At 59.8% G+C, this 19,108-nt stretch carries 20 protein-coding genes and 1 pseudogene; 8 read left to right on the forward strand and 13 right to left on the reverse strand.

Features of this window, described 5'->3' with window-relative positions:
• Positions 1 to 55 precede the first annotated feature (55 nt).
• The 4 genes from MUN84_RS03335 to MUN84_RS03350 all read right to left on the reverse strand — a co-directional run bounded on the left by MUN84_RS03335 (position 56) and on the right by MUN84_RS03350 (position 3,767).
• On the reverse strand, positions 56 to 1,075 hold the full coding sequence (locus tag MUN84_RS03335; protein ID WP_244696640.1) for an MBL fold metallo-hydrolase: 1,020 nt from the start codon (positions 1,073 to 1,075) through the stop codon (positions 56 to 58).
• Between the two features lie 47 nt (positions 1,076 to 1,122).
• Positions 1,123 to 2,661, reverse strand: coding sequence for an HTTM domain-containing protein (locus MUN84_RS03340; RefSeq protein ID WP_244696641.1), 1,539 nt, complete (start codon positions 2,659 to 2,661; stop codon positions 1,123 to 1,125).
• A 177-nt stretch (positions 2,662 to 2,838) separates the two neighbouring features.
• Positions 2,839 to 3,363 (reverse strand): hypothetical protein, encoded by a 525-nt coding sequence (locus MUN84_RS03345; RefSeq protein WP_244696642.1) that lies wholly within the window; start codon positions 3,361 to 3,363, stop codon positions 2,839 to 2,841.
• Positions 3,360 to 3,767, reverse strand: a complete 408-nt coding sequence (locus MUN84_RS03350) for a hypothetical protein (RefSeq protein ID WP_244696643.1) — start codon at positions 3,765 to 3,767, stop codon at positions 3,360 to 3,362. Before MUN84_RS03350 ends, MUN84_RS03345 begins: the two co-directional genes overlap by 4 nt.
• A gap of 506 nt (positions 3,768 to 4,273) precedes the next feature.
• Between MUN84_RS03350 and MUN84_RS03355 the strand changes: the two genes are divergently transcribed.
• Positions 4,274 to 4,930 carry a response regulator gene (locus tag MUN84_RS03355; RefSeq protein WP_244696644.1) on the forward strand — a complete coding sequence of 219 codons (657 nt, stop codon included), beginning with the start codon at positions 4,274 to 4,276 and terminating at the stop codon, positions 4,928 to 4,930.
• A 253-nt stretch (positions 4,931 to 5,183) separates the two neighbouring features.
• Here MUN84_RS03355 and MUN84_RS03360 read toward each other — a convergent pair whose 3' ends face one another.
• From MUN84_RS03360 to MUN84_RS03370, 3 genes are all read right to left on the reverse strand, one after another.
• Entirely contained in the window at positions 5,184 to 5,876 is a 693-nt protein-coding gene (locus MUN84_RS03360; protein WP_244696645.1) for a cyanophycinase, read from the reverse strand.
• Positions 5,870 to 6,064, reverse strand: coding sequence for a hypothetical protein (locus MUN84_RS03365; protein WP_244696646.1), 195 nt, complete (start codon positions 6,062 to 6,064; stop codon positions 5,870 to 5,872). The genes MUN84_RS03360 and MUN84_RS03365 overlap by 7 nt, the downstream gene beginning before the upstream one ends.
• Positions 6,065 to 6,148: 84 nt before the next feature.
• A complete protein-coding gene (locus tag MUN84_RS03370) occupies positions 6,149 to 6,643 on the reverse strand; it encodes a ferritin-like domain-containing protein (RefSeq protein WP_244696647.1) in 495 nt (164 codons plus the stop codon).
• Between the two features lie 430 nt (positions 6,644 to 7,073).
• On the opposite strand from MUN84_RS03370, the gene MUN84_RS03375 reads away from it, so the two are divergent.
• The 7 genes from MUN84_RS03375 (at position 7,074) to MUN84_RS03405 (ending at position 13,664) form a co-directional block, all read left to right on the forward strand.
• Positions 7,074 to 7,646, forward strand: coding sequence for an RNA polymerase sigma factor (locus MUN84_RS03375; protein ID WP_311136860.1), 573 nt, complete (start codon positions 7,074 to 7,076; stop codon positions 7,644 to 7,646).
• Positions 7,621 to 8,553, forward strand: coding sequence for a zf-HC2 domain-containing protein (locus tag MUN84_RS03380; RefSeq protein ID WP_244696648.1), 933 nt, complete (start codon positions 7,621 to 7,623; stop codon positions 8,551 to 8,553). Before MUN84_RS03375 ends, MUN84_RS03380 begins: the two co-directional genes overlap by 26 nt.
• Positions 8,501 to 8,923 (forward strand): hypothetical protein, encoded by a 423-nt coding sequence (locus MUN84_RS03385; protein WP_244696649.1) that lies wholly within the window; start codon positions 8,501 to 8,503, stop codon positions 8,921 to 8,923. The genes MUN84_RS03380 and MUN84_RS03385 overlap by 53 nt, the downstream gene beginning before the upstream one ends.
• Before the next feature lie 14 nt (positions 8,924 to 8,937).
• Positions 8,938 to 9,393, forward strand: coding sequence for a DUF4097 family beta strand repeat-containing protein (locus MUN84_RS03390; protein WP_244696650.1), 456 nt, complete (start codon positions 8,938 to 8,940; stop codon positions 9,391 to 9,393).
• A gap of 58 nt (positions 9,394 to 9,451) precedes the next feature.
• Positions 9,452 to 10,222, forward strand: a complete 771-nt coding sequence (locus MUN84_RS03395) for a DUF4097 family beta strand repeat-containing protein (RefSeq protein WP_244696651.1) — start codon at positions 9,452 to 9,454, stop codon at positions 10,220 to 10,222.
• Between the two features lie 207 nt (positions 10,223 to 10,429).
• Positions 10,430 to 12,988: a DUF5916 domain-containing protein gene (locus MUN84_RS03400; protein ID WP_244696652.1), complete on the forward strand. Its 2,559-nt coding sequence runs from the start codon at positions 10,430 to 10,432 to the stop codon at positions 12,986 to 12,988.
• A gap of 265 nt (positions 12,989 to 13,253) precedes the next feature.
• Complete coding sequence (locus tag MUN84_RS03405) at positions 13,254 to 13,664, forward strand: hypothetical protein (RefSeq protein ID WP_244696653.1); 411 nt, start codon at positions 13,254 to 13,256, stop codon at positions 13,662 to 13,664.
• Between the two features lie 22 nt (positions 13,665 to 13,686).
• Here the strand turns inward: MUN84_RS03405 and MUN84_RS03410 are convergent, their stop codons facing one another.
• From MUN84_RS03410 to MUN84_RS03435, 6 genes and pseudogenes are all read right to left on the reverse strand, one after another.
• Positions 13,687 to 13,875, reverse strand: coding sequence for a hypothetical protein (locus MUN84_RS03410; protein ID WP_229728734.1), 189 nt, complete (start codon positions 13,873 to 13,875; stop codon positions 13,687 to 13,689).
• A 199-nt stretch (positions 13,876 to 14,074) separates the two neighbouring features.
• A complete protein-coding gene (locus MUN84_RS03415; protein ID WP_244696654.1) occupies positions 14,075 to 14,398 on the reverse strand; it encodes an STAS domain-containing protein in 324 nt (107 codons plus the stop codon).
• A 235-nt stretch (positions 14,399 to 14,633) separates the two neighbouring features.
• Positions 14,634 to 15,026 (reverse strand): hypothetical protein, encoded by a 393-nt coding sequence (locus MUN84_RS03420; protein WP_244696655.1) that lies wholly within the window; start codon positions 15,024 to 15,026, stop codon positions 14,634 to 14,636.
• A gap of 143 nt (positions 15,027 to 15,169) precedes the next feature.
• Complete coding sequence (locus MUN84_RS23510; protein ID WP_317239098.1) at positions 15,170 to 17,776, reverse strand: DUF294 nucleotidyltransferase-like domain-containing protein; 2,607 nt, start codon at positions 17,774 to 17,776, stop codon at positions 15,170 to 15,172.
• Positions 17,777 to 17,948: 172 nt separating this feature from the next.
• Positions 17,949 to 18,146 (reverse strand): substrate-binding domain-containing protein, encoded by a 198-nt coding sequence (locus tag MUN84_RS24390; protein ID WP_410780068.1) that lies wholly within the window; start codon positions 18,144 to 18,146, stop codon positions 17,949 to 17,951.
• Positions 18,147 to 18,148: 2 nt separating this feature from the next.
• Positions 18,149 to 18,916 (reverse strand): annotated as a pseudogene (locus MUN84_RS03435) (LacI family DNA-binding transcriptional regulator); the annotation flags it as partial.
• Positions 18,917 to 19,108: the final 192 nt, after the last annotated feature.

The following is a 19,108-nucleotide window of genomic DNA, read 5'->3' on the forward strand; positions in this document are numbered from 1 at the left end:
AGAATCCGGACGCAGACCCCAGCGCGAGGTCCGCGTCGGATTTAGGCAAATTGGCTTATCGGTACCGGTCCTGGGAGGTATAGGTAGAAGTCTGCCCGGTGGACGGACGGTTGCGGCTGCGCAGCCAGACCAAACCAGCCACGGCCGCCGCTACCCCCGCTCCTACAGCCCACAGGGGCACCTGGCGTTCAGGAGCTGGGGGCACGTAGGTAACACCCGTTTCATTGGCCGTAGCTGGGTGACCGACGTAGCGGCCCTGGGCGGGCACGGCCAGTTCCTCAAACTGCCGGGCTAGCCGCTGCAGCTCCTGGTGCAGCACCTCCCCACGCATCGGAATGCCATGCCCGGTGGCTGCCACTGCGGGCTGCAACTCGGCCAGCAAAACCACGGATTGGTGCGCCTCGGGCCAGTCGGGAGTAAAATAGGCGGGCGGGCCATTCACCTCCTGGCGCTGCTGCCACACGGCCGTAGCCGATTCCTGCTTGGTAGTCACGAAGGCGTCGCCGGCCAGCAGCGTGCGGTCTTGCTCCCGGAAGAAGGACACGTGGCCCGGGGTGTGACCCGGCGTGGGCAACCAGCGCCACCCTGGCAAATGCGGCACCGAGCCGTCGGTGGGCAGGGGCTGTACCCGGTCGCCTAAATCAAGTGGGGCCTTAGGATAAAGAAACGACATGGCTGCCATGGCTCCGCCCCCAACTGAGGGGTCGGGCGGGGGGTAGGCCGACAGGCCGCGGAGGTAGGGCAGCTCCAATGGGTGGGCGTACACCGTTACGTTGGGCCAGGTTTTGAGCAGGTGAGGCAGGGCCCCTACGTGGTCGAAGTGGCCGTGGGTGAGCAGGATGGCCGCGGGCGGATTACCTGGCCCAAACAAATACTCGGCCGTGTGCTGAACCTTGGAGCCGGACCCCGGCAGACCAGCATCTACGAGCACCCACGAGGCCACAGGCTGCTCCTGAGTCCGGACGTAGTAGAGATTCACGAACACATTGCGCTGGCCCCACAACCCCGGCACCACGGGGTGCAGGGCGGGCGTGTTAGCGCGGGTATCGGTGGCTTTGGGAGTTGAAGCAGACATAAGCAGAACGAAAAAGTGAACAAAGAGAGAGTACTTCCCTACTGCCGTTAGTGGGCAGACGGAGCGGGTAGGGCGCAGCTGCACAACACTTCCCGAGTAGGAGCGGCCACTTTGTAATCAGGCAGTGACACCTCCTTCATGTAAATAACATCGAGTTGCCGCAGGGGCGGATGAGTAGGGTTTTCATGCCAGATGCGCAGCAGGTAGTTGCAGTAATAGGGCCGCATAAAGGAGTTATCCACGAACAGGTAGTTCTCCGAGTACTTGCGCCACCGGTCGTTGCGGAACAGGGAAACCACGGAGGCAGGCTTTTCTAGGGTCGTGCCCCTACCCTCTTGGTTCAGATCGACGTGACGGCCATCCTGGGTGGTACCATCGAGGATGTACCAGCCGTCGTCTTTAAATACGGAGGGCGCAAACATGCCCCAATGCTGATCGGTGCGTACTAGGTAGCCCAACCAACGCATGGGCTGGCGCATGGTCCACTCGGGCCGAACGATGCTGTCTAGGTTCCACCAGCACACGTAGGCCAGCAGTCCCAGCACCGCCCCTTCGCGCACGGCCCGCAGCAGGTTCCGAAAGCCCTCAGAAAGCTCCAACGACGTTTCTACCCGCAGCCGCACGCCGCTACGCCACTGGGCCAGGCGCGTGTTCCAGGGCTGCACCAGCCGCGCCGCCACCTGGGGGCCGAGGCGCTGGTAAGCCGGCACCAGCTTGCGCTCCAACCAATCCATGGCGCTGCCGGGCAGCAGCCCCAGCACCGAGGCCCAGTTAATCAGGAAAAACAGACCCACGAAGAGCGTCAGGCTGATTCCGAGGTGAAAGCCGTACATCACTCCCACAAAAAGCAGCCGCCACCACGGCACCCGCCACGGAATGAACAGCACGCAAGGCAGCAGCATTTCCAGGTAGAAGGTCATCCAGGTGAGGGCCTGGAGCAGGCCCGGGTACGGATACAGCAGCCGGCCGCCGGGTAGCACTACCTGGTCGAGGCTGAAGGCATAGTACAGAGCGGTACCCTCTTGGTGCCACTCCGGGCTGCTTTTAAGTAAGGCGGTGCACCAGTACACCAGCGCCAGCTGCACCACATAGGCCAGCGTGGCTGCACTGGCGTACGTCATGCTGGCGGGCAGGGGCTTACGACGGGCATCCAGGGAGTACACCCGTCCCCAGGGCAAAAAGAAGCCCCAGAACAAAAGCATCCGCAGCAAATCGTCGCCGCCCTGCAGAATCAGGGGGTTACGGTTCTGCACCGACACCAGCAGCACCCAGGACAAAAACGTCATTAGGCGCGTTTGGTAGCCGAGCAGCAAGGCTACGGCGGCGGCGGCGGCCAGCAGAAACAGTACAGCCTGCACCTGCCACAAGCCACTGCTAGCATGCAAGGAAAACTCATACGGATTCCAGCTGTGCTCCAACAGCACGGACAGGGGCAGCACGCCCATGTTGGAGTAAAACGCTTCTAAATCGGTGCTGCGGACACCAATATCAATGAGCAGAACAATAGCCACGGCTGCTCGCAACAGGGCCAGGGCACGTAAGTCAACCTCAAAAAAACGCCGCAACACCGTATATAGAGCTGGCATGCCGTATCCGGACAGAAGAGAAAAGAGCAGACAGAACCCACCCGGCCGCGCAGCTGCTGCGGCTTGGCGGGCCTATACCATTCCGAGCCCGACAAGAACCCCGAATGCGCCAGCCAGTGCGTAGCAGGCCGCTTCAGGGTTCTTATCAGGCTCGGAAAAAAGGCAGCCTAGGCAGCCTTAGTAGGTGGTGCTACCGCTAGTAGAGCCCGAAGTGCTGCCCCCGCTAGTGGTGCGGCCGGAGGTAGTACGGCCCGAAGTGGTGCGGCCCGAAGAAGTCTTTTTGGTTGCCTTAGTAGAACCCGAGCGGCTAGAACGGCCGGAGGTGCTGGAGCCAGAGGTCATTGAACCGGAGCCCGAGGTAGAGCCACTGGTGCTGCCGCCCGAGGTCATGGAGCCCGAACCGGAGGTGCTGCCACCCGAAGTAGTGCTGCCCGAGGTAGAACCCGAGGTCATGGAGCCGGAAGTAGTACCGCTGGTAGTACCACCCGAAGTCATGGAACCGGAAGTGGAGCCGCTAGTAGTTCCGCCCGAAGTGGTGGAGCCGCTAGTAGTAGTGCCCGATGTGCTGCCGCCGCCCGTGCCACCGGTAGTGGTGCCTTGCTCCAGCGTGGCAGTAGGGGTAGCAGACGATACTTCAATGCCAGCCGCGGCAACAAAGGCGGCGATAAAGGCGGAACCGAGGAAAACAGATGCTTTTTTCATAGCGCAGAAAGAGTATGGTTGAGGAAAAGAAAGTTGAAAAAGTAGCGTACAGAGCTAGTACAACAGGGTTTACTGGCCCCCGTGGTAGAGCCAGTCGAGCCGTTGCCGCTGCCTGAAGTAGAGCCGCCCCCACTGGTGGTGTTACCGCCCACGCCGCCCACTGGGGCTGTCGTTTCCGGGGAACCGGCGCCCTTCGTCTCGTCGGGCAATGAATGAGCGGTAGTGGAGCCACCCTGCGACTCCGGGGCAGCGCTGATAGAATCGGAGGTAGCATCGGGGTAGCCGTTGATGTCGGCGCTGCCGTTGCTGTCCATGTCGCCGCTGGCATCAGGGCTGGTGGCGGTGTTGGCGTCGCGGCCTTTGTCGCCGTTGCAGGCGCCTAGGCTTAAAGCGCCGCTAACCAAAAGTGTTGCTAACCAGGGCATTCGTGCTCTATACATAGGAAGAATATCAACGTGAAGTACGAAGCTTTTCTGGCCTTGGCACCCCGCATAGGGAGTGACCAAGCGCAGGCAGCCACAAAATTTCCTTCGGCTATACGGACAATCTCTTCAGAGAATTGAAAATATGTAAAAAGAATAAATACTGGTTTTTCTTGGAATAAAAACGGAGGTGATTAATACGGAGACGGTACCAGCGGGGTAGCTACCCCTTTAAACCGCAGATAGCGGCCACCAAATGCCGGTAATAGCCGCCGCCGCTGCAACCGTTTTAATCTTCCCACCCCAGACTCGTATACTGGTGAAGCTGGATGCAACTATTGCCTTTTTAGCTGATGTTGCGGCAAAAACAGCGAAGCGTTATTCTTGCCCCATTGGTATACTCCGGGGTTCGAGGCGCCTCACCTCCCTTCTAATCCGCCGCCAACTGACCTCCTACCCGGTTTGGTTGGCCCTTACTCTACTCTGGCATGATTCGAATTTTTTTAGTTGATGACCACGCCATTGTGCGGGAAGGTTTACGCGCCGCCTTAGCCACGGAGCCTACCCTCTCTATTGTTGCGGAAGCAGGCAACGGGCAGGAACTGCTAGAGCGCCTCCCCACCACTCCGGTCGATGTGGTGATGCTGGACATGAACATGCCCGTGCTCGATGGTCTGGCTACTACTAAGCGTCTGCGCGAGGAGTTTCCGGACACGCGCATTCTCATTCTTTCCATGCTGAACCACGAGCGGAACATTGGCCAGGTGCTCGATGCCGGCGCCCACGGCTACGTGCTAAAAAACGCCGACAAATCGGAAATAGTAGTAGCCTTGCACACCGTGGCGGCGGGCAAACCCTACTTGTGCAGTGAGCTGGGACTGGTTATGCTACGGAAGGTATTGAACCTGACGGGCAGCTACGGCGAGGAGCAGCTCAAGAAATCCAGCGACTTGTCGAACCGGGAGCGGGAGGTGCTGCATCTGATTGCGGAAGGACTGACTACCAACGAAATAGCCGACAAGCTTTTCACCAGCAAGCGCACCATCGAAACGCACCGTCAGAACATCATCGAAAAAACGCAGGTGAAAAACACGGCCGCTCTCATTAAATACGCCATGGAAAAAGGCCTGATTAAAGAGGCATAGCTGGCAGCACTAGCAAACCTGTAGCAAATGAGAGAATGGCCCGCCGTGCAGATACTTTGCACGACGGGCCATTCTAGTATTATCCAACGCAGGCAGCTGGCGCAAAGCCTCGCGGATTCAGTGAGTCAAGACGGCTACTAAGAGTTGTTAGTAGTTGCTCCACGACTACCATGCAGGGTGCAACAGTTCTAGTCTGCTCACACGACCTAACTCTCCGGCGGCAGCTTGGCCCTATTGGGTAAAGGCCGCAAGGCTAGGCGTATAGCCGGAGCTGAATGGGTAGGGTGTACTGCTCGCCGCTGGCCAGCAAGTGAAGGTCGATTCCGCGCATGGTGAAAGGCGTATTCGGGGCTATTTCGTGGATGTTAGTGGAGCTGCAGGACCGCGCATCCAGGATGATAACCAGCCCGCTGCCCAGCACTTCCAGCTCCCGGCCCTCCGTTACGAGTACGGCCGTGTCTTCTTCCAGGCCCATACCCACGCAGGCTGGGTTGGTAGCCAGAATCTGGGCCATGCGCACAATACGGCCGCGCGCTACGAAGTGCGTATCCACGGCTACGTCGTGCATCAACTCCAGACCAGTTGTAATGTGAATTTCGCCTTTTAGAAAGCCCGCATCGTTGCGGCCCTGGTAAATCATGGGCGTGCTCATGGCCGTGGCTCCCGCGCTGGTGCCGGCAATAATAAACTCCTCATTGGAATACCGCTCGTGCAAGCACCGCTGCATAAGCGTGCCGCCCAATAAGGCCGTAAGCCGCAACTGGTCGCCACCGGTAAAGAGCACGCCGCCGGCCGTATCCAGCACCCGAACAAATTCCTCGTTGTTGGCCTCAGTGCGGGTTTTAATGTTCAGGACCTCCACCGTAGGCCCCCCAATGCGGTGAAATGCCCGCACGTAATCCTGGGCCGCCTCGTGGGGTTCTTCGGAAGCAGTGGGTATTACCACCAGCGGCCCCGGTTGCCAATTTCGTCGGCCAGGCGGCGCAAAATGGCTTCTGGCGCAAAGTTTACGTTGCGGGCCGCCTGTTCATCATCTTCCGGCGCATCGCCCTTGTGCTCATGGCCGCCAATCAGTAATAGTTTACCCTTGGGAACGGGGCAAGAAGCTGCGAGAGTACGTTTTTTGATAGGCATGGGAGTAGTCAGTTGAAAGAAATATGCCTCAGGCTGCACTCGTTGCAACGAGTACAGCCTGAGGCATCACAGGAGAACGGGTACTTAAACGGCTTTGGCGTTGATGTAATTCTTGGCCAGCTCGTTCAGCTTGGTATCGGTGTGCTGCTCCTCGCTGAGGGTTTGCTGCAGCAGGCTAGCTACTTGCTGCTGCCCCAGGCGCTCGGCGTAGTGAGCAGCGGTGCCGTAGCCCGAAATTTCGTAGTGCTCAATGCGCTGTGCGGCGGCAATCAGGGCGGCGTCCATCACTTCATCAGTGGCCCGCTCCGACATGGTTTCCTGGCCTTCCGCAATCAGGCCTTCCATGGCTTTGCAGGTGTGGCCGTCCAGGTCAATGCCCAGGGTCTGGCCAATTTGCTCCAGACGCTCTACTTGCTTTTCAGTTTCGCGCAAATGCATTTCGAAACCCTGGCGCAAGCGGGCATCTTTGGCTTTGCTAGCCATTTTGGGCAGGGCTTTCACCAGTTGATTTTCGGCGCTGTACAGGTCTTTGAGCTGCATTTCTAGCAGGTCATCTAAGGTTTCCAGTTTGTCGAACATAGTAGTGGGATAAGAGAACAGAAAACGCAGCCCAAGCAGGCTGACTGCTCTTCATACGGTGCTCCGGTGTTGGCGTTAAGGTTGAGCTCGAAAACAGCCGGCGCAGCCGCCCTATACAACTTACTACATATCAGCTATTTGCCTACCAATAACCAGGTCTTGAAAGATTATGCTGGTTGGCTTTGAGGTTAATACGGAGACTAAAATCAGTATTAACCGGTACCCGGTTTTTATTGGCTTGCCTGGCCCCGACGCTTCTTGGCGCGCGCCACCGGGGCGTCGCCTACGCCTTGTGCTGCCGCTGCTATTGCCGCCACTCGCAGCAGGTAAAAAGCAGGTTCGAAAAATAATTTCTGCTGAAGCTGTAACCTTCGGGAAAAGGCGAAGTTTCCACCGCCGAATTCGCTCCCACCTCTTACCGACCCTCGGCTTGAACTCGCTTACGGACAACTCGCTCATGCTGCAGGTAAAGGCCGGCCAGGTCGATAAGATGGGGCTGCTGTTTGAGCGGTACCACCGGGCGCTGTTCGCGTTTTTCTACCACTCCAATGGCAACAGCACCGCCAGCGAAGACTTGGTGCAGAACGTGTTCTACCGGATGCTGAAGTACCGCCACACCTTTAACGGTGAGGGCGAGTTTCGGACCTGGATGTACCATTTGGCGCGCAACGTGCTAGCCGATGCCGCCAAGAAAAACAAGGCCTCCCTCCACCACCAGGACGTCGCCGACTGGGCCGAAAAAATTGCCGGTGGCCCCACCGCCGACGCCGGTCTGCAACGGACCCAGGAGGTAGCGCTTTTGCACCGGGCCATGGCCAAACTCAGCGCCGACCAACGGGAAGTGCTCGTACTGAGCCGCTTCCAGGAGCTGAAATACGAGCAGATAGCGCAACTGCTCGACACTACGGTAGGAGCCGTGAAGGTGCGCGCGCACCGGGCCCTCTGCCAATTGAAGGATATCTACTTGAAACTGGAAAATGGAAGCAAAGTCCGTGAACTGTGAGGGCGTACAAGAGGAGCTGATGGACTGGCTGGCGGGCACCCTGCCAGCTGACCAGCACCAGGCCGTGCAAGCCCACTTAACCCAGTGCCCTGGCTGCCAGCAGGAGCTGGCAACGGTGCAGGCGCTGTGGAATAACCTTGGCCACTTGCCCGTGCCGGAGCCCAGCGAGCAGCTGCGCCCCAACTTTTACTCCCTGCTCGCTGATTTCCAACGCGCAGAGCAACGGCGGCAGCGCTGGTCGTTGGGCGCGTTACTAGACCGCCTGCGGGCCTGGTGGCAGCCGGCCTACGCCGTGCGGCTGGCTACTAGCCTGGCCCTGCTACTAGTAGGACTGGTGGCCGGCTACGGCCTGAAAGGTACCGCGGAGACGTCCGAGGTAGCCGTTCGGTCTCAACCGGCCGAAACTCCCGCCCTGGCTGCTACTACGAAGCAGCAAACCCAGGTGCTGGCTTTGCTCAATAACCCCTCGGCCGTGCAGCGCCTGCGAGCCGTGAGCTACGCCGAGGAAGTTGCGCCCACCAACGAACGGGTAGTGGCGGCCCTGCTCAGCACCCTCAATCAGGACCCGAACGTGAACGTGCGGCTAGCCTCGCTGGAAGTGCTGGCGGGCCTGAGCCAGGACCCCATAGTGCGACAGGGGCTGGTTCGCTCCCTCACCCTCCAAGACTCGCCCTTGGTGCAGTCGGCGCTGGCCGATGTGATGGTGCAACTGCAGGAGCGCGGCTCGGTGCGCCCCTTGCGCAAGCTGCTTCAGCAGGAAAACCTGAACGAGCAGGTGAAAGACAAAATCGAGCAAAGCATTGAAACCCTGTCTACTGACCGGGCGCCTCATCCCTCTACCTCATCTACCCACCATGAAACTCCTCCCCCTACTCAGCCTAACCTGCCTGCTGCTGTGGTTGCCTAGCTGCTCCCTGCAGGCTCAGAACCGCGAAGCCACCGAGAAAATCACCCGCGAGTTCACCATTGCCGGCGACGCCAGCCGCGCTACCCTGGCCCTCTACAACATCTTCGGCTCCGTGACGGTGCAGGGCTACAGCGGCAAAACGGTAGTCGTTGAAATCACCAAAACCATTAAGGCCCCCAGCGCGGAGCTGCTGGCCCAGGGGCAGAAAGAGGCCCAGCCCGGTTTCGAGCAGCACGCCGACAGTGTGCTACTCTACGTGGCCGGCCCCAAGACTCGCGGCCGAGGCGCCAAAACCAGCCGGACCGCTTCCGCGACAACTGGAAAAACGACGAGCGGCCGCGCTACTCCTACCAGTTCGACTACACCCTGAAAGTACCGGCCGGCATGGAAGTGCGCGTTTCAACGGTGAACGGGGGCAAAGTACAAGTTCAGGACGTAACCGGTCCGCTGCAGGCCCGCAACGTGAACGGGGCCGTCAGCATCAAAAACGCCCAGCAGGCCACGCTGGCCCACACCGTGAACGGCGACGTGGAAGTTAGCTACGCCGCCGCTCCTACCCAGGCCTCCTCCTACCATACTATCAACGGGAACATTCTGGTGAGCTACCCTGCCTCCGTATCCGCGGACCTCTACTTTAAGAGTATGCACGGCGAGATGTACACCGATTTTCCGAAGGCCGAAGTACTGCCCGCCCGCGTGACGCAAAATCAGCAGCGCGACGGCCAGAGCATTAAATATAAAATCAGCAAGGAGACGGCCGTGCGGCTGGGCAAAGGCGGACCTGATTTCCGCTTTGAAACCATCAACGGCAACGTCACCATCAAACAGCAAACCCGATGAACCAGATCCTTTTTCGTACCCTTCTGACCCTACTAGTACTGGCGGGGTCCGGCCGCTCATGGCCCAGCAAGCAGGCAAAGAACAACTTACCGTAGCCCTCAGCTCGCCGGGTAAGCCCGGAGTGCTCCACCTGAAACTTGTCGGTGGCTCGATTCGGGTGGAAGGTACCAGCGGCCGCGACGTGGTGATTGACGTAGCCAACCGCGCCAGCCGCCGCGAGTCCAGCTCCTCCGAGGAGGTTGCCCCCAACGGCATGCGCCGCCTGTCGCGGGTTAACGGACTCGATGTTACGGCCCAGGAAAAAGACAACCACGTGTACCTGAAAACCCAGTCGTGGCAGAACCCAGTGGACTTTGTGATTAAAGTGCCCCGGCAGTTTTCCCTGCAGCTGGCTACCGTCAATGAGGGCAATATCTCGGTGCAGAATGTGGCCGGGGAACTGGAAATTTCTAACGTCAATGGCTCCATTCGTTTGGAGGACGTAGCAGGCTCGGCCGTGCTCAACACCGTAAACGGCGACATTGTATCGACCTTCAAGGACATTACCGGCGGCGTGCCCATGGCTTTTTCCAGCGTCAATGGCAAGATTGACGTGAGTTTGCCCGCCCGGGCCAAGGCTGATCTGAAGCTCAAGTCGGACCGGGGCGAAATTTACAGCGACTTTGACCTAACCGTTGATAACAGCGCGCCCAAAGTGACTCGCACGGCCAAGGACGGCACCTACCGCGTGAGCCAGGAAAGCTGGACGAGCGGCAAGCTCAACGGCGGCGGCGCCGAGTTCATGATGAAAACTCTAAACGGAAATATCTACATCCGCAAGGCGAAGTGAGTGGCCTCGCCGCGGGGCTTCTGGCTGCAACCAGGGCCCCGCACTAGCGCCCGCCGCCGGAGCACCCGGCCTTTCGCCCCTCCTATCCTACCCCGTCCGTTGGGCTTTAGCCAAGCGCGGTTTTAACCGCTGCCAGACCCCGCTATGCCCTGCCTTTTTCAATCCTTACGTCCTCACATTAGCCCTCCAAAATTCCCCACTTCGGCTATGAAAGCACTTGTTACTCTGCGTTTTTTCCTGCTGCTGTTGGGGTGCTGGGCAAGCGCCCACCTTTCGGCTCTGGCCCAGGCAGCGGCCCCGGTGGCGGGCGCGGCTACCACGCCGGCTCCCAAGCGCCAGCTGCAGGCCGTACGCATCACGCAGGCTATCAAGCTTGATGGCGTGCTAGATGAGGCGGTGTGGCAGCAGGCGCCCGTGGCTTCTGATTTTGTGCAGCAGCGCCCCAATCCCGGCGTGCCGGAAAAGCAGAAAACGGAAGTGCGCATCCTCTACGATGACGCCAACCTTTACGTCGGGGCCGTGATGCACGATGTGGCCCAGGACTCCATTCTGCGCGAAATGACCCAGCGAGACCATTTCGGCAACACCGACCTATTCTCGGTATTCCTGGACACTTACCAGGATCAGTTGAACGGTTACAACTTCACTGTTACTACCTCCGGCGTGCAGCTGGATGCGCGCTACTCCCCGGCCGGGGGCGAGGATTTTAACTGGAATGCCGTGTGGGACGCGCGCACCAGCATGCGCGGCACCGACTGGATTGCCGAACTGCGCATTCCCTACTCCGCACTCCGGTTTAGTAATGCGCCCGAGCAGCTTTGGGGCCTCAACTTTGCCCGCCAGCGCAAGCGCGACAACGCCCAGTTTTTCTGGAATGAGGTAAAACCGGCCGTCAATGGTTTTGTAAACCAGTGGGGGGAGTTGCGCGGGGTGCGCGACATCAAGCCCCCGCTGCGCCTCTCGCTCACGCCCTACGTCTCGGCCTACGTCAACCACAATCCGCTGAACGCGGAGGGCACCCGGCGCACTACGACCAACTTCAACGGCGGAGCCGACGTGAAGTGGGGCATCAACGAAAGCTTCACCCTGGACGCTACGCTGGTGCCCGACTTTGGGCAGGTGCAGAGCGACAACCAGGTGCTGAACCTCTCGCCCTTCGAGGTACAGTTCAACGAAAACCGCCAGTTTTTCACCGAAGGCACGGAGCTGTTCAACAAGGGCAACCTGTTTTACTCCCGCCGCGTGGGCGCTACCCCCATCGGGTTTTACGGCGTGCCGCTGGGTAGCAAGGAGAAGCTGGTGCGCAACCCGGCCGAAACGCGCCTGCTCAACGCCACCAAAGTATCGGGCCGCACGAAAAACGGCCTGGGGGTGGGTTTCTTCAATGCCCTAAGCAACGACGTGTACGCCACCGTGCGCAACGACGAAACCAGCCAGGAGCGTCGGGTCCTCACCCAACCGTTCAGCAACTACAACATCATGGTGCTGGACCAGAGCCTGAAGAATAACTCCTACGTCTCGCTCATCAATACCAACGTTACGCGCTGGGGTAGCACCTACGACGCCAATGTAACCGGCGGCTTGTTCCGCTTCGCCAACAAAAAGAACGCCTACGCCGTGGATGGCAGCCTGGTGTACTCGCGGCGGCGCGGCACCGTGTTCGGCTCCGAGCAGCAGATTGACGACCAGGATGGCTACAAGTACCAGATTGGGGTCAGCAAAATCAGCGGCAACTTCACCTGGGGGCTCCACCACGGCATCGAGTCAGCCTCCTACAACCCCAACGACCTGGGCATTCTGTTCGGCAACAACAACATCCGGCAGTCGGTGCACGCAGCCTACCGCAAGTTTAAGCCCTTCTGGAAGGTGAACAACATGGCCTTTTTCGGGCAGGTGAGTCATTCGCTGCTTTACAAGCCTACCCGCTACCAGAACATGAACTTCTACACCGGGTTCAACACCACCTTTACCAAAAGCTTTCTGCAGGTGGGCTACGATTTCGACGCCAGCCCCGTCACCCACGACTTTTACGAGCCCCGCACCTTCCCGCTGGGCGAGTACTTTGTGCGCGTGCCCGGCAACGCCGGCATCGTGCTGTTCGTCAACTCCGACTCCCGCCGCAAATTCGCGTACGGCGTGAATGCCGGTGGCCGCCTCTACGGCCTAGATGAGCGCCTGGCCCGGGCGCGGCGCCTGCGTTACAGTGCCGGTTTCTACCCCCGCTACCGCGTCAATGACCACCTTACTTTCCGTTACAGCCTGGATTGGAGCCTGGCCGATAACCAGATTGGCTACGTGAACGGCGGCCTGAGTGCCCAGGAGGTGCTGGACCAGCCCTTCCTCGGCCAACTTATGCTGGGCCGCCGCGACGTGGCCACCGTTTCCAACGTCGTATCGGTGGCGTACACCTTCACCAACCGCATGTCGTTTACCCTGCGTACGCGCCACTACACCAGCAACGTGCGCTACGTCGATTTCGCCGCCCTCAGCCCCGGAGGCCAGGAAACGCTGGTAGACTACCGCCGCAACCGCGACAATACCTACAACGCCTTCAACGTGGACGCGGTGTACTCCTGGTGGTTTGCGCCCGGCTCCCAGGTCAGCATCGTTTGGAAGAATGCGGGCTCCACTTTTTTGCTGGCTGAGGAGGCTACTCCGCAGTATTTCAACAACTTCAACAACACCATCAATACGCCCCACAACAATTCCCTTTCGGTGAAAGTCCTCTACTACCTCGACTACCTCACGTTCCGGCGCAGTAACTAAGGAGCAGGCCCGGCCGCTGGCGTAGCCCGTTGTCCTACCTCCCACACGAGCTCAAAGGGTGCTCTCGCGGGCATGTCAGGGCCCCGGGAGGTAGGGAAGCGGGCCGGCTGGTCACCTGGTAGAGGGGCCGTTCATCGAAAAACTGCTGCCCACGATGCGCGGCCGCGTACTTTCGCCTCTCTACCGGGCGCGAGTACGCGGCCGCGCTTTTACGGCGTCGGCCGCTTTGCTGCCCGGGCCCACCCTGTTCCCGCCCTGAGTTAGTATGTCCTCTATTCTGCAGTACTACCGCAATCCGCTGGGTAGCATTACCTACGACCCCGCGGGGTTTGTACAGCTCACCTGGTCTGATGCCCCCATTAGCTCCCCCGAGTTGCAGTCCATCTACGCACACACGTTGCAGGCGCTGCGGCATCATGCGGCGCGTAAGCTACTCACCGACCAGCGGCAGCGGCAGCTCCTACCCCTAGCCGAGCAGCAATGGATTGTGGAGCATTGGATTCCGCGGGCCGTGCAGGAATGCGCTTACAACCGCTGCGCCATTGTACAAAGCCAGGACACAGTGCGCCGACAGGCCGCACGGGCCGTGGGGCAGGCCCTGGGCACTAACCCGCCTTTGTTTCAATATTTTACGGAGGAAGACATGGCTCGAACCTGGCTTCAGCAGGACAACTAGCCCCCATGCAACGACTCCGGGGCTACCAGCCCCGGAGTCGTTGGGTTTGTAATACAATGAATTCGGGCAGGGAAAATTCGCCCGTTACGTAGCGCTGTAGTAGCTGCATCGTGGCAGCCGTCACCAGCGTTGTGCCTTCCTGGCTGATGCCAGAAATGTACTCTGCCTGCAGCAACCGTTTCGCCCAGGCATGTTGTTCTGCAACGGGCATGGAGGCAGGAGGCGCCTGAAAATGCATAAGCAAGTTAGGATGGTGCTCTTTTACGTACGCTAGCATTACCCTAACCAGATTGCCCTACCCGAATAAATCAGTTCTGCGCCACCCGGCGCCTGCCGCCCGCATCCCCTCAGCACCCCACAGTTGGCGGGCAAAACGTACCCCGCAGAAGGCCCGCTGTTTTCTGGCTTGTTTAACACTCAAACACGGTTGCCTTGCCCTGCCGCACGTGTTCCGGACCCTGGTAACGGGTAGCGGGCAGGCTGCGCAACAGCAGGTATAAGCCCGTAGCCGAGAGCTCCTGAATCAGGGCGCTGGACATGCCACACCAGTAAATAATGAGGTGGGCCAGCCGGGCCTGCTGCTCGGCCTGAAATATAGCTTGCTGCCCCTCATAAGAAACGCTACGTAGCTGTTGGCAATCAACCCAGAGCGTGTCGCTGCCGCGGGCAATGGCCTTGGTCAGAGCCTCTTGCAGACATTGTGCCTCTTCCGCGGTGCTGCAGGTGCCGCGCACACTTACCCCCTGGTTAGTAGGAGGCCCCCCGAACTGAATAGTTAACGTCTGAGCTGGCACTTACAGTAGATTTGGTATATACTATTCCAAGAAACACTGCAAAGCTAGAAGCCAGGCTCCTCATTTAAGCCCGTCAAAACCCGTATTTACCCTGCGGATTTTACGCAAATTTACCACCTGCCAAGCGGGCCAGATCTGGGCAAACAAGTCGGCGTTATCAGCGGAATACCCTACCCTAGTTGGTATATAGCCACTGCTGGGCGGTGGTCATTTCGTCAAATTCGAAGAGCTGCACCGTGGGCTGCTGGGTGTGGCGCAGCATGGCCTGTATGCACAGCCGCCCGGGCCAGTCCATGGCGTTTAGCACGGCCATGGATGTAATTCCTTCCTCAACTAACCGGGGGTAGAAAGTCTGCCCCAACCACGGCGTGGTAGGCGCCCAGCCATCCAGCAGTTCAGTGGAATCGTTCAGAACTTTCTGGCTGTGGGTGCTGCGCACAGCGGCCAGCAGCAGGTTGCAGTTTTCCTCCACCAAGCGTGGCGTGTGGGTCCCGCGCAGCTCCACGTGGAGCCAGTTCTGCTCCTGCTTGTGAAATATTGTAAAAGACGGCGAATCAAATAAGAGCATAAACCTGGAGGCATCCTGATAGACAGCTTCCGTGCGGAAGCTCGTACTCAACGCACAACCAAGGCTAGATAATTCCCTGATTTCCAGCTTCATTTTGCTCCCTCTTCTATTCGAGCCCCGGCAGCCGCCCACCAGAAAAACACCTACAATGACTTCGTGAAACTGACCTTGATCTTGAGTTGAAAGTCGCTAATGACCTTGAATATTTCCTTAAGCGTGACTTGTTCGACCTGGGTAAGAGAGGTCGGGTCCAGGTAGTTAGTGGGGGTAGTGCGGTCATTGATGATCTGACGGGCCTGTTTCTGCAGGCGCATGCCCATCAGGTAGTAGTAGGCCTGCAGCAGTTCCTGGGTTTCCTTGGCATTAAACACGCCCTGCTCCCGCAGTCCGGCCAGCCGCTCGCCGGTGTTGGTGGGTAGCAGCTGGTGCTGCAGCGCGTACACCCGCACTAGGTCCACAATCGGGGTCATTGCCTTTTTCAGGTCAAACACCTGCTGGCCCTCCTGGGCGAAGGTGCGAATGTTGCGGAAGAACGTCAGCGGGGGCTCGTACTGCAGGGCGTTTTTGGCCATGAAGAACAGGAAGCGCTCCAGGGGCTGGGCCAGTTCCTGGCGCAGAAACTCCTGCAGCTCCCGCATCAGGCTGGCCTCGCCGTAGAGGTAGCGGCAGTCGAAGAAGGTAGCAAACTGCATCACCGTTTCGGGGTTCGATTCGCTCATCCACTGGTGGTAGTTGCGCTTCCAGTGCGAGAGGGAATGGGTCCACTTGGGGTTCTTGGCCATGAAGCCCCCGCTGCAGTAGTGCAGCCCAATGTGATTAAGCTGGTCGGAAACGGCCGTGGCAAAGCGCAGAAAGTACTCCCGCACCAGTTCGCGCTGCTCGTTGGCCTTGTCCTCGTAGATGATGGCGTTGTCCTGGTCCGTGAGCAGGGTTTGCTCCTGGCGGCCTTCGCTACCCAGCACCATGAACACGAACTTGGCTGGGGCCGGACCTAGCTCGGCCAGCACGTTTTCAATCACCTTCAGGGCAATGGTATCGGCCACGGTGGAAATCACCTGGTTCACGATGTCGGCCTTCACGCCCCGGCTCAGGAGCTGGTTGACGATGTCGGGTACCATTTCCCAGCGCCGCTTCAGCTCCCGGGTGCCCTGGGCTAGCTTCACGGCCTGAATGAACATAAACGGCGACTGGGCCAGGTCGCTGAGCAGCTTATTGCGGCTCAGGAAACCCACGTACTCGCCGGCCCGCTCCACCAGCAGGTAGCGGGTTTTGGTTTGAAACATCAGCAGAATGGCCTCATACACGAAGGCATCCTGCGAAATAGACACCAGCGGGGTGGCCGCTACCTCCGCTACGGGCCGGGCCGCATCCAACTGGCGGGCAATTACGGAGTCGCGCAGGGTAATGTCGGTGCAGTAGCCGCTGATGGCCCCCGTGTCGGTATCGGTCACGAACAGGCAGCTGACCTTGGCGGCGGCCATGCGCCGGGCCACTTCGTAAATCGGCTCACTGCCGGGGCAGGTCACCAGCTCGCGCACCTCCACGGTGCTGATGCGGCGGGAGAACAGCTGATCGGCTACCAGAAAGTTCTGCTCCGGCGGGTTAACGGGCTTCACGAAGTGGGCAAACTCCTCGTTAAGCATCCGCTCCCCGTAACGGGCCGTGAAGTAGTGAAAGAACGGTCCGTAGGCCTGGCACAGGGCCCGGAAGTCGCGGCGGGCTAGCTGGAGCACGCGCGTGCCTTTGTGCACGACTACCGTGCGCAAGGAGCGTTTCTTGTTGAGCAGAATGGACATGCCGCCGTAGCAGGTGCCGGGGCCGTACACCTCGGGCAGGCGCTTGTGCTGCTGACTGTCGTAGAAGAACGTTTCGTACTCGCCCTCCACAATAATATCGAGGCTGCGCACCTTGGACGTATCCTGTTGGTAGAGCAGCATTTCGCGCGGGTGGCGCACTTCCTGCAGCAGGTCTACTACCCCCAGCAGCACCTCTTCGGGCAGGAGGTTGAAGGGCGCAACGGTACGAAGAAAAGCAAGGCGATTATCCATAGAGCAGCCAATATACAAGCAGAAGCAACCCCGCCACCAGCAGGCCCAGCCACCACCCCCGGGCTCCAGCCAGCCTAGCGGCCTACCCTCCGGCACGGTCAGGAGCTGCTGGCCCTCCAGGATTTTCTCGGGAAGCAAGCCGCGGCGGCGCAGCTCGAAAAAGCAGCGGGCTGTGGCCACGGCGTCCACGTAGGCGTCGTGGTGGTGCGCCAGGGGTTCAGCGAACAGCAGTTCGTGCAGCTCATGCAGGCGAAGGCGGCGCGCCGGGCCGCCCGGCAGTGGGGGCCAGGTGGCCGCCATGGTGCAGAACTGCGGCAGGCCGGGCAGTGGGTTAGGCAGCCCTACCCGGGCGAAGGCTGCTCCCAACACGTGAAAATCAAGGCGCAGGAAATGCCCAACCACGCGGGGCCGGTACGTGGTCAAATCCTGAAGCAGGCGGCGCAAGACGGGTTCCGGGGGCTGCCCCTGCGCCTGCAAGAACTCCGGGGTCAGGCCGTGAATGGCAATGGCGGCGGCCGGCATACTCCCGGCCGGAATCTGGAGGTAGGCCTGATCGGCCTTCACGAACTCGCCCTGCCCGGTGTAGACCACCCACCCTACCTGCGCCACGCTGGGCCAGGCATTTTCCTGGCTGTGGGGCCGGTCCCAGCGGGTAGGCAGGCCGGTGGTTTCCGTGTCCAGGAAGAGCAGATAGTCCGTCATGAGGGGTAGCAGCGGCCGGCGGGGTTGCTAGGCAACCGTCCCAATAAACTTAGCCGAGGGGTCGCGCAGGGGGCCAGCCGGGGCCGGGGGCAGGCGGTCGGAGGAGCCGCGCACCAGCAGTTCCGGCCGCAGGGCCACTTGGCGGGGGTAAACGGGCGGCCGTCGGCCTCAATCAGCTCCAGCAGCAGCCGCACGGCGGCCTGGCCCATTTCCTCACAGCGCTGGTCGATGGTGGTGATGGGGGCTGGGTGATGACGGTAAAGGTTTCGTTGCTGAAGCCAGAAATAGCCACGTCCTCGGGCACGCGCAGGCCCTGGCGGTGCGCTTCCTGCAGGGCTCCAAGGGCGCAGTAGTCACCGGCGGCAAACACGCCATCCGGGGAGTAGGTAGGGCCAACAGCTGGCGCATGCCCTCGGCGCCCTGGTCTTGGGCCATATCCGAGTACAGAATCAGGCTTTCGTCTTCAGGCAAACCGGCTTCCCGCAGCGCATCGAGGTAGCCCTGACGGCGGTTTTTGTAAATATTCAGGTGTTGGGGACCGGCTAGGTGGGCAATGCGGCGGCAGCCCTGGTTGAGCAGGTGGCGGGTAGAAACGTAGCCACCCTCCTGGTCGTCGAGCACCACGGCATTTACGTTGTCACCCTCCACAATCCGGTCGAAAAACACCAACGGCAGGCCCCGGCCGCGCACTTTCTCGAAATGGCGGAAGTCGAGGGTAGTGCGCGAGAGCGACACCAGAATGCCCGCCACCTGGGCGCTGAGCAGGATGTCGAGGTTGCGCCGCTCCTGGGCCACGTCCTCGTTCGACTGGCAGATAATAACGTTGTAGCCCGCCCGGCTGGCGGCCGTTTCAATGCCATGCACCACCGACGGGAAAAACCGCCCCTCAATGTAGGGCACCACAATGCCAAGCAGCTGGCTTTTGCCCTTGCGCAGGGCCGAGGCCAGGCGGTTGGGCTGGTAGTTGTACTTCTTAGCCAGCTTGAGCACCTTCTGCTTCATGGCCGGCCCAATGCTGTGGTGGTCACTGAGCGCCCGCGAAATGGTGGTCATGGACACGCCTAGCTCCCGGGCCAGATCGGCCATGGAAACGGGACTGGTTGTAGTTGAATCCGGGGCTTGCTTTTTTCGGGGAGCCATACTATAAGGCGCTACACAATGCTTTGTGTAAAGATAGTAGAATTTGTAATCTTATGGGCAGCGTTGTATGAAGAACCCGCTGCTGATTCTGCTAGTGAAGTAGGAGGCAGAGCCTAAATATAACTCTTCTGCGCTTGATTATTCAGCCGCAAGCTGATTTGCGAAATAAACTGCCGGCATGTTGAGTTTTTC

The sequence above is a fragment of the Hymenobacter sp. 5516J-16 genome, assembly GCF_022919335.1.
Taxonomy (GTDB): Bacteria; Bacteroidota; Bacteroidia; order Cytophagales; family Hymenobacteraceae; genus Hymenobacter; species Hymenobacter sublimis.

What these genes read in the sequence shown, in the direction of transcription:
- MUN84_RS03335 (WP_244696640.1), bottom strand. Translation starts at nt 1,075, where the DNA reads ATGTCTGCTTCAACTCCCAAAGCCACCGATACCCGCGCTAACACGCCC.
- MUN84_RS03340 (WP_244696641.1), bottom strand. Translation starts at nt 2,661, where the DNA reads ATGCCAGCTCTATATACGGTGTTGCGGCGTTTTTTTGAGGTTGACTTA.
- MUN84_RS03345 (WP_244696642.1), bottom strand. Translation starts at nt 3,363, where the DNA reads ATGAAAAAAGCATCTGTTTTCCTCGGTTCCGCCTTTATCGCCGCCTTT.
- MUN84_RS03355 (WP_244696644.1), top strand. Translation starts at nt 4,274, where the DNA reads ATGATTCGAATTTTTTTAGTTGATGACCACGCCATTGTGCGGGAAGGT.
- MUN84_RS03365 (WP_244696646.1), bottom strand. Translation starts at nt 6,064, where the DNA reads ATGCCTATCAAAAAACGTACTCTCGCAGCTTCTTGCCCCGTTCCCAAG.
- MUN84_RS03370 (WP_244696647.1), bottom strand. Translation starts at nt 6,643, where the DNA reads ATGTTCGACAAACTGGAAACCTTAGATGACCTGCTAGAAATGCAGCTC.
- MUN84_RS03380 (WP_244696648.1), top strand. Translation starts at nt 7,621, where the DNA reads ATGGAAGCAAAGTCCGTGAACTGTGAGGGCGTACAAGAGGAGCTGATG.
- MUN84_RS03385 (WP_244696649.1), top strand. Translation starts at nt 8,501, where the DNA reads ATGAAACTCCTCCCCCTACTCAGCCTAACCTGCCTGCTGCTGTGGTTG.
- MUN84_RS03390 (WP_244696650.1), top strand. Translation starts at nt 8,938, where the DNA reads ATGGAAGTGCGCGTTTCAACGGTGAACGGGGGCAAAGTACAAGTTCAG.
- MUN84_RS03395 (WP_244696651.1), top strand. Translation starts at nt 9,452, where the DNA reads ATGGCCCAGCAAGCAGGCAAAGAACAACTTACCGTAGCCCTCAGCTCG.
- MUN84_RS03400 (WP_244696652.1), top strand. Translation starts at nt 10,430, where the DNA reads ATGAAAGCACTTGTTACTCTGCGTTTTTTCCTGCTGCTGTTGGGGTGC.
- MUN84_RS03405 (WP_244696653.1), top strand. Translation starts at nt 13,254, where the DNA reads ATGTCCTCTATTCTGCAGTACTACCGCAATCCGCTGGGTAGCATTACC.
- MUN84_RS03410 (WP_229728734.1), bottom strand. Translation starts at nt 13,875, where the DNA reads ATGCCCGTTGCAGAACAACATGCCTGGGCGAAACGGTTGCTGCAGGCA.
- MUN84_RS03420 (WP_244696655.1), bottom strand. Translation starts at nt 15,026, where the DNA reads ATGCTCTTATTTGATTCGCCGTCTTTTACAATATTTCACAAGCAGGAG.
- MUN84_RS23510 (WP_317239098.1), bottom strand. Translation starts at nt 17,776, where the DNA reads ATGACGGACTATCTGCTCTTCCTGGACACGGAAACCACCGGCCTGCCT.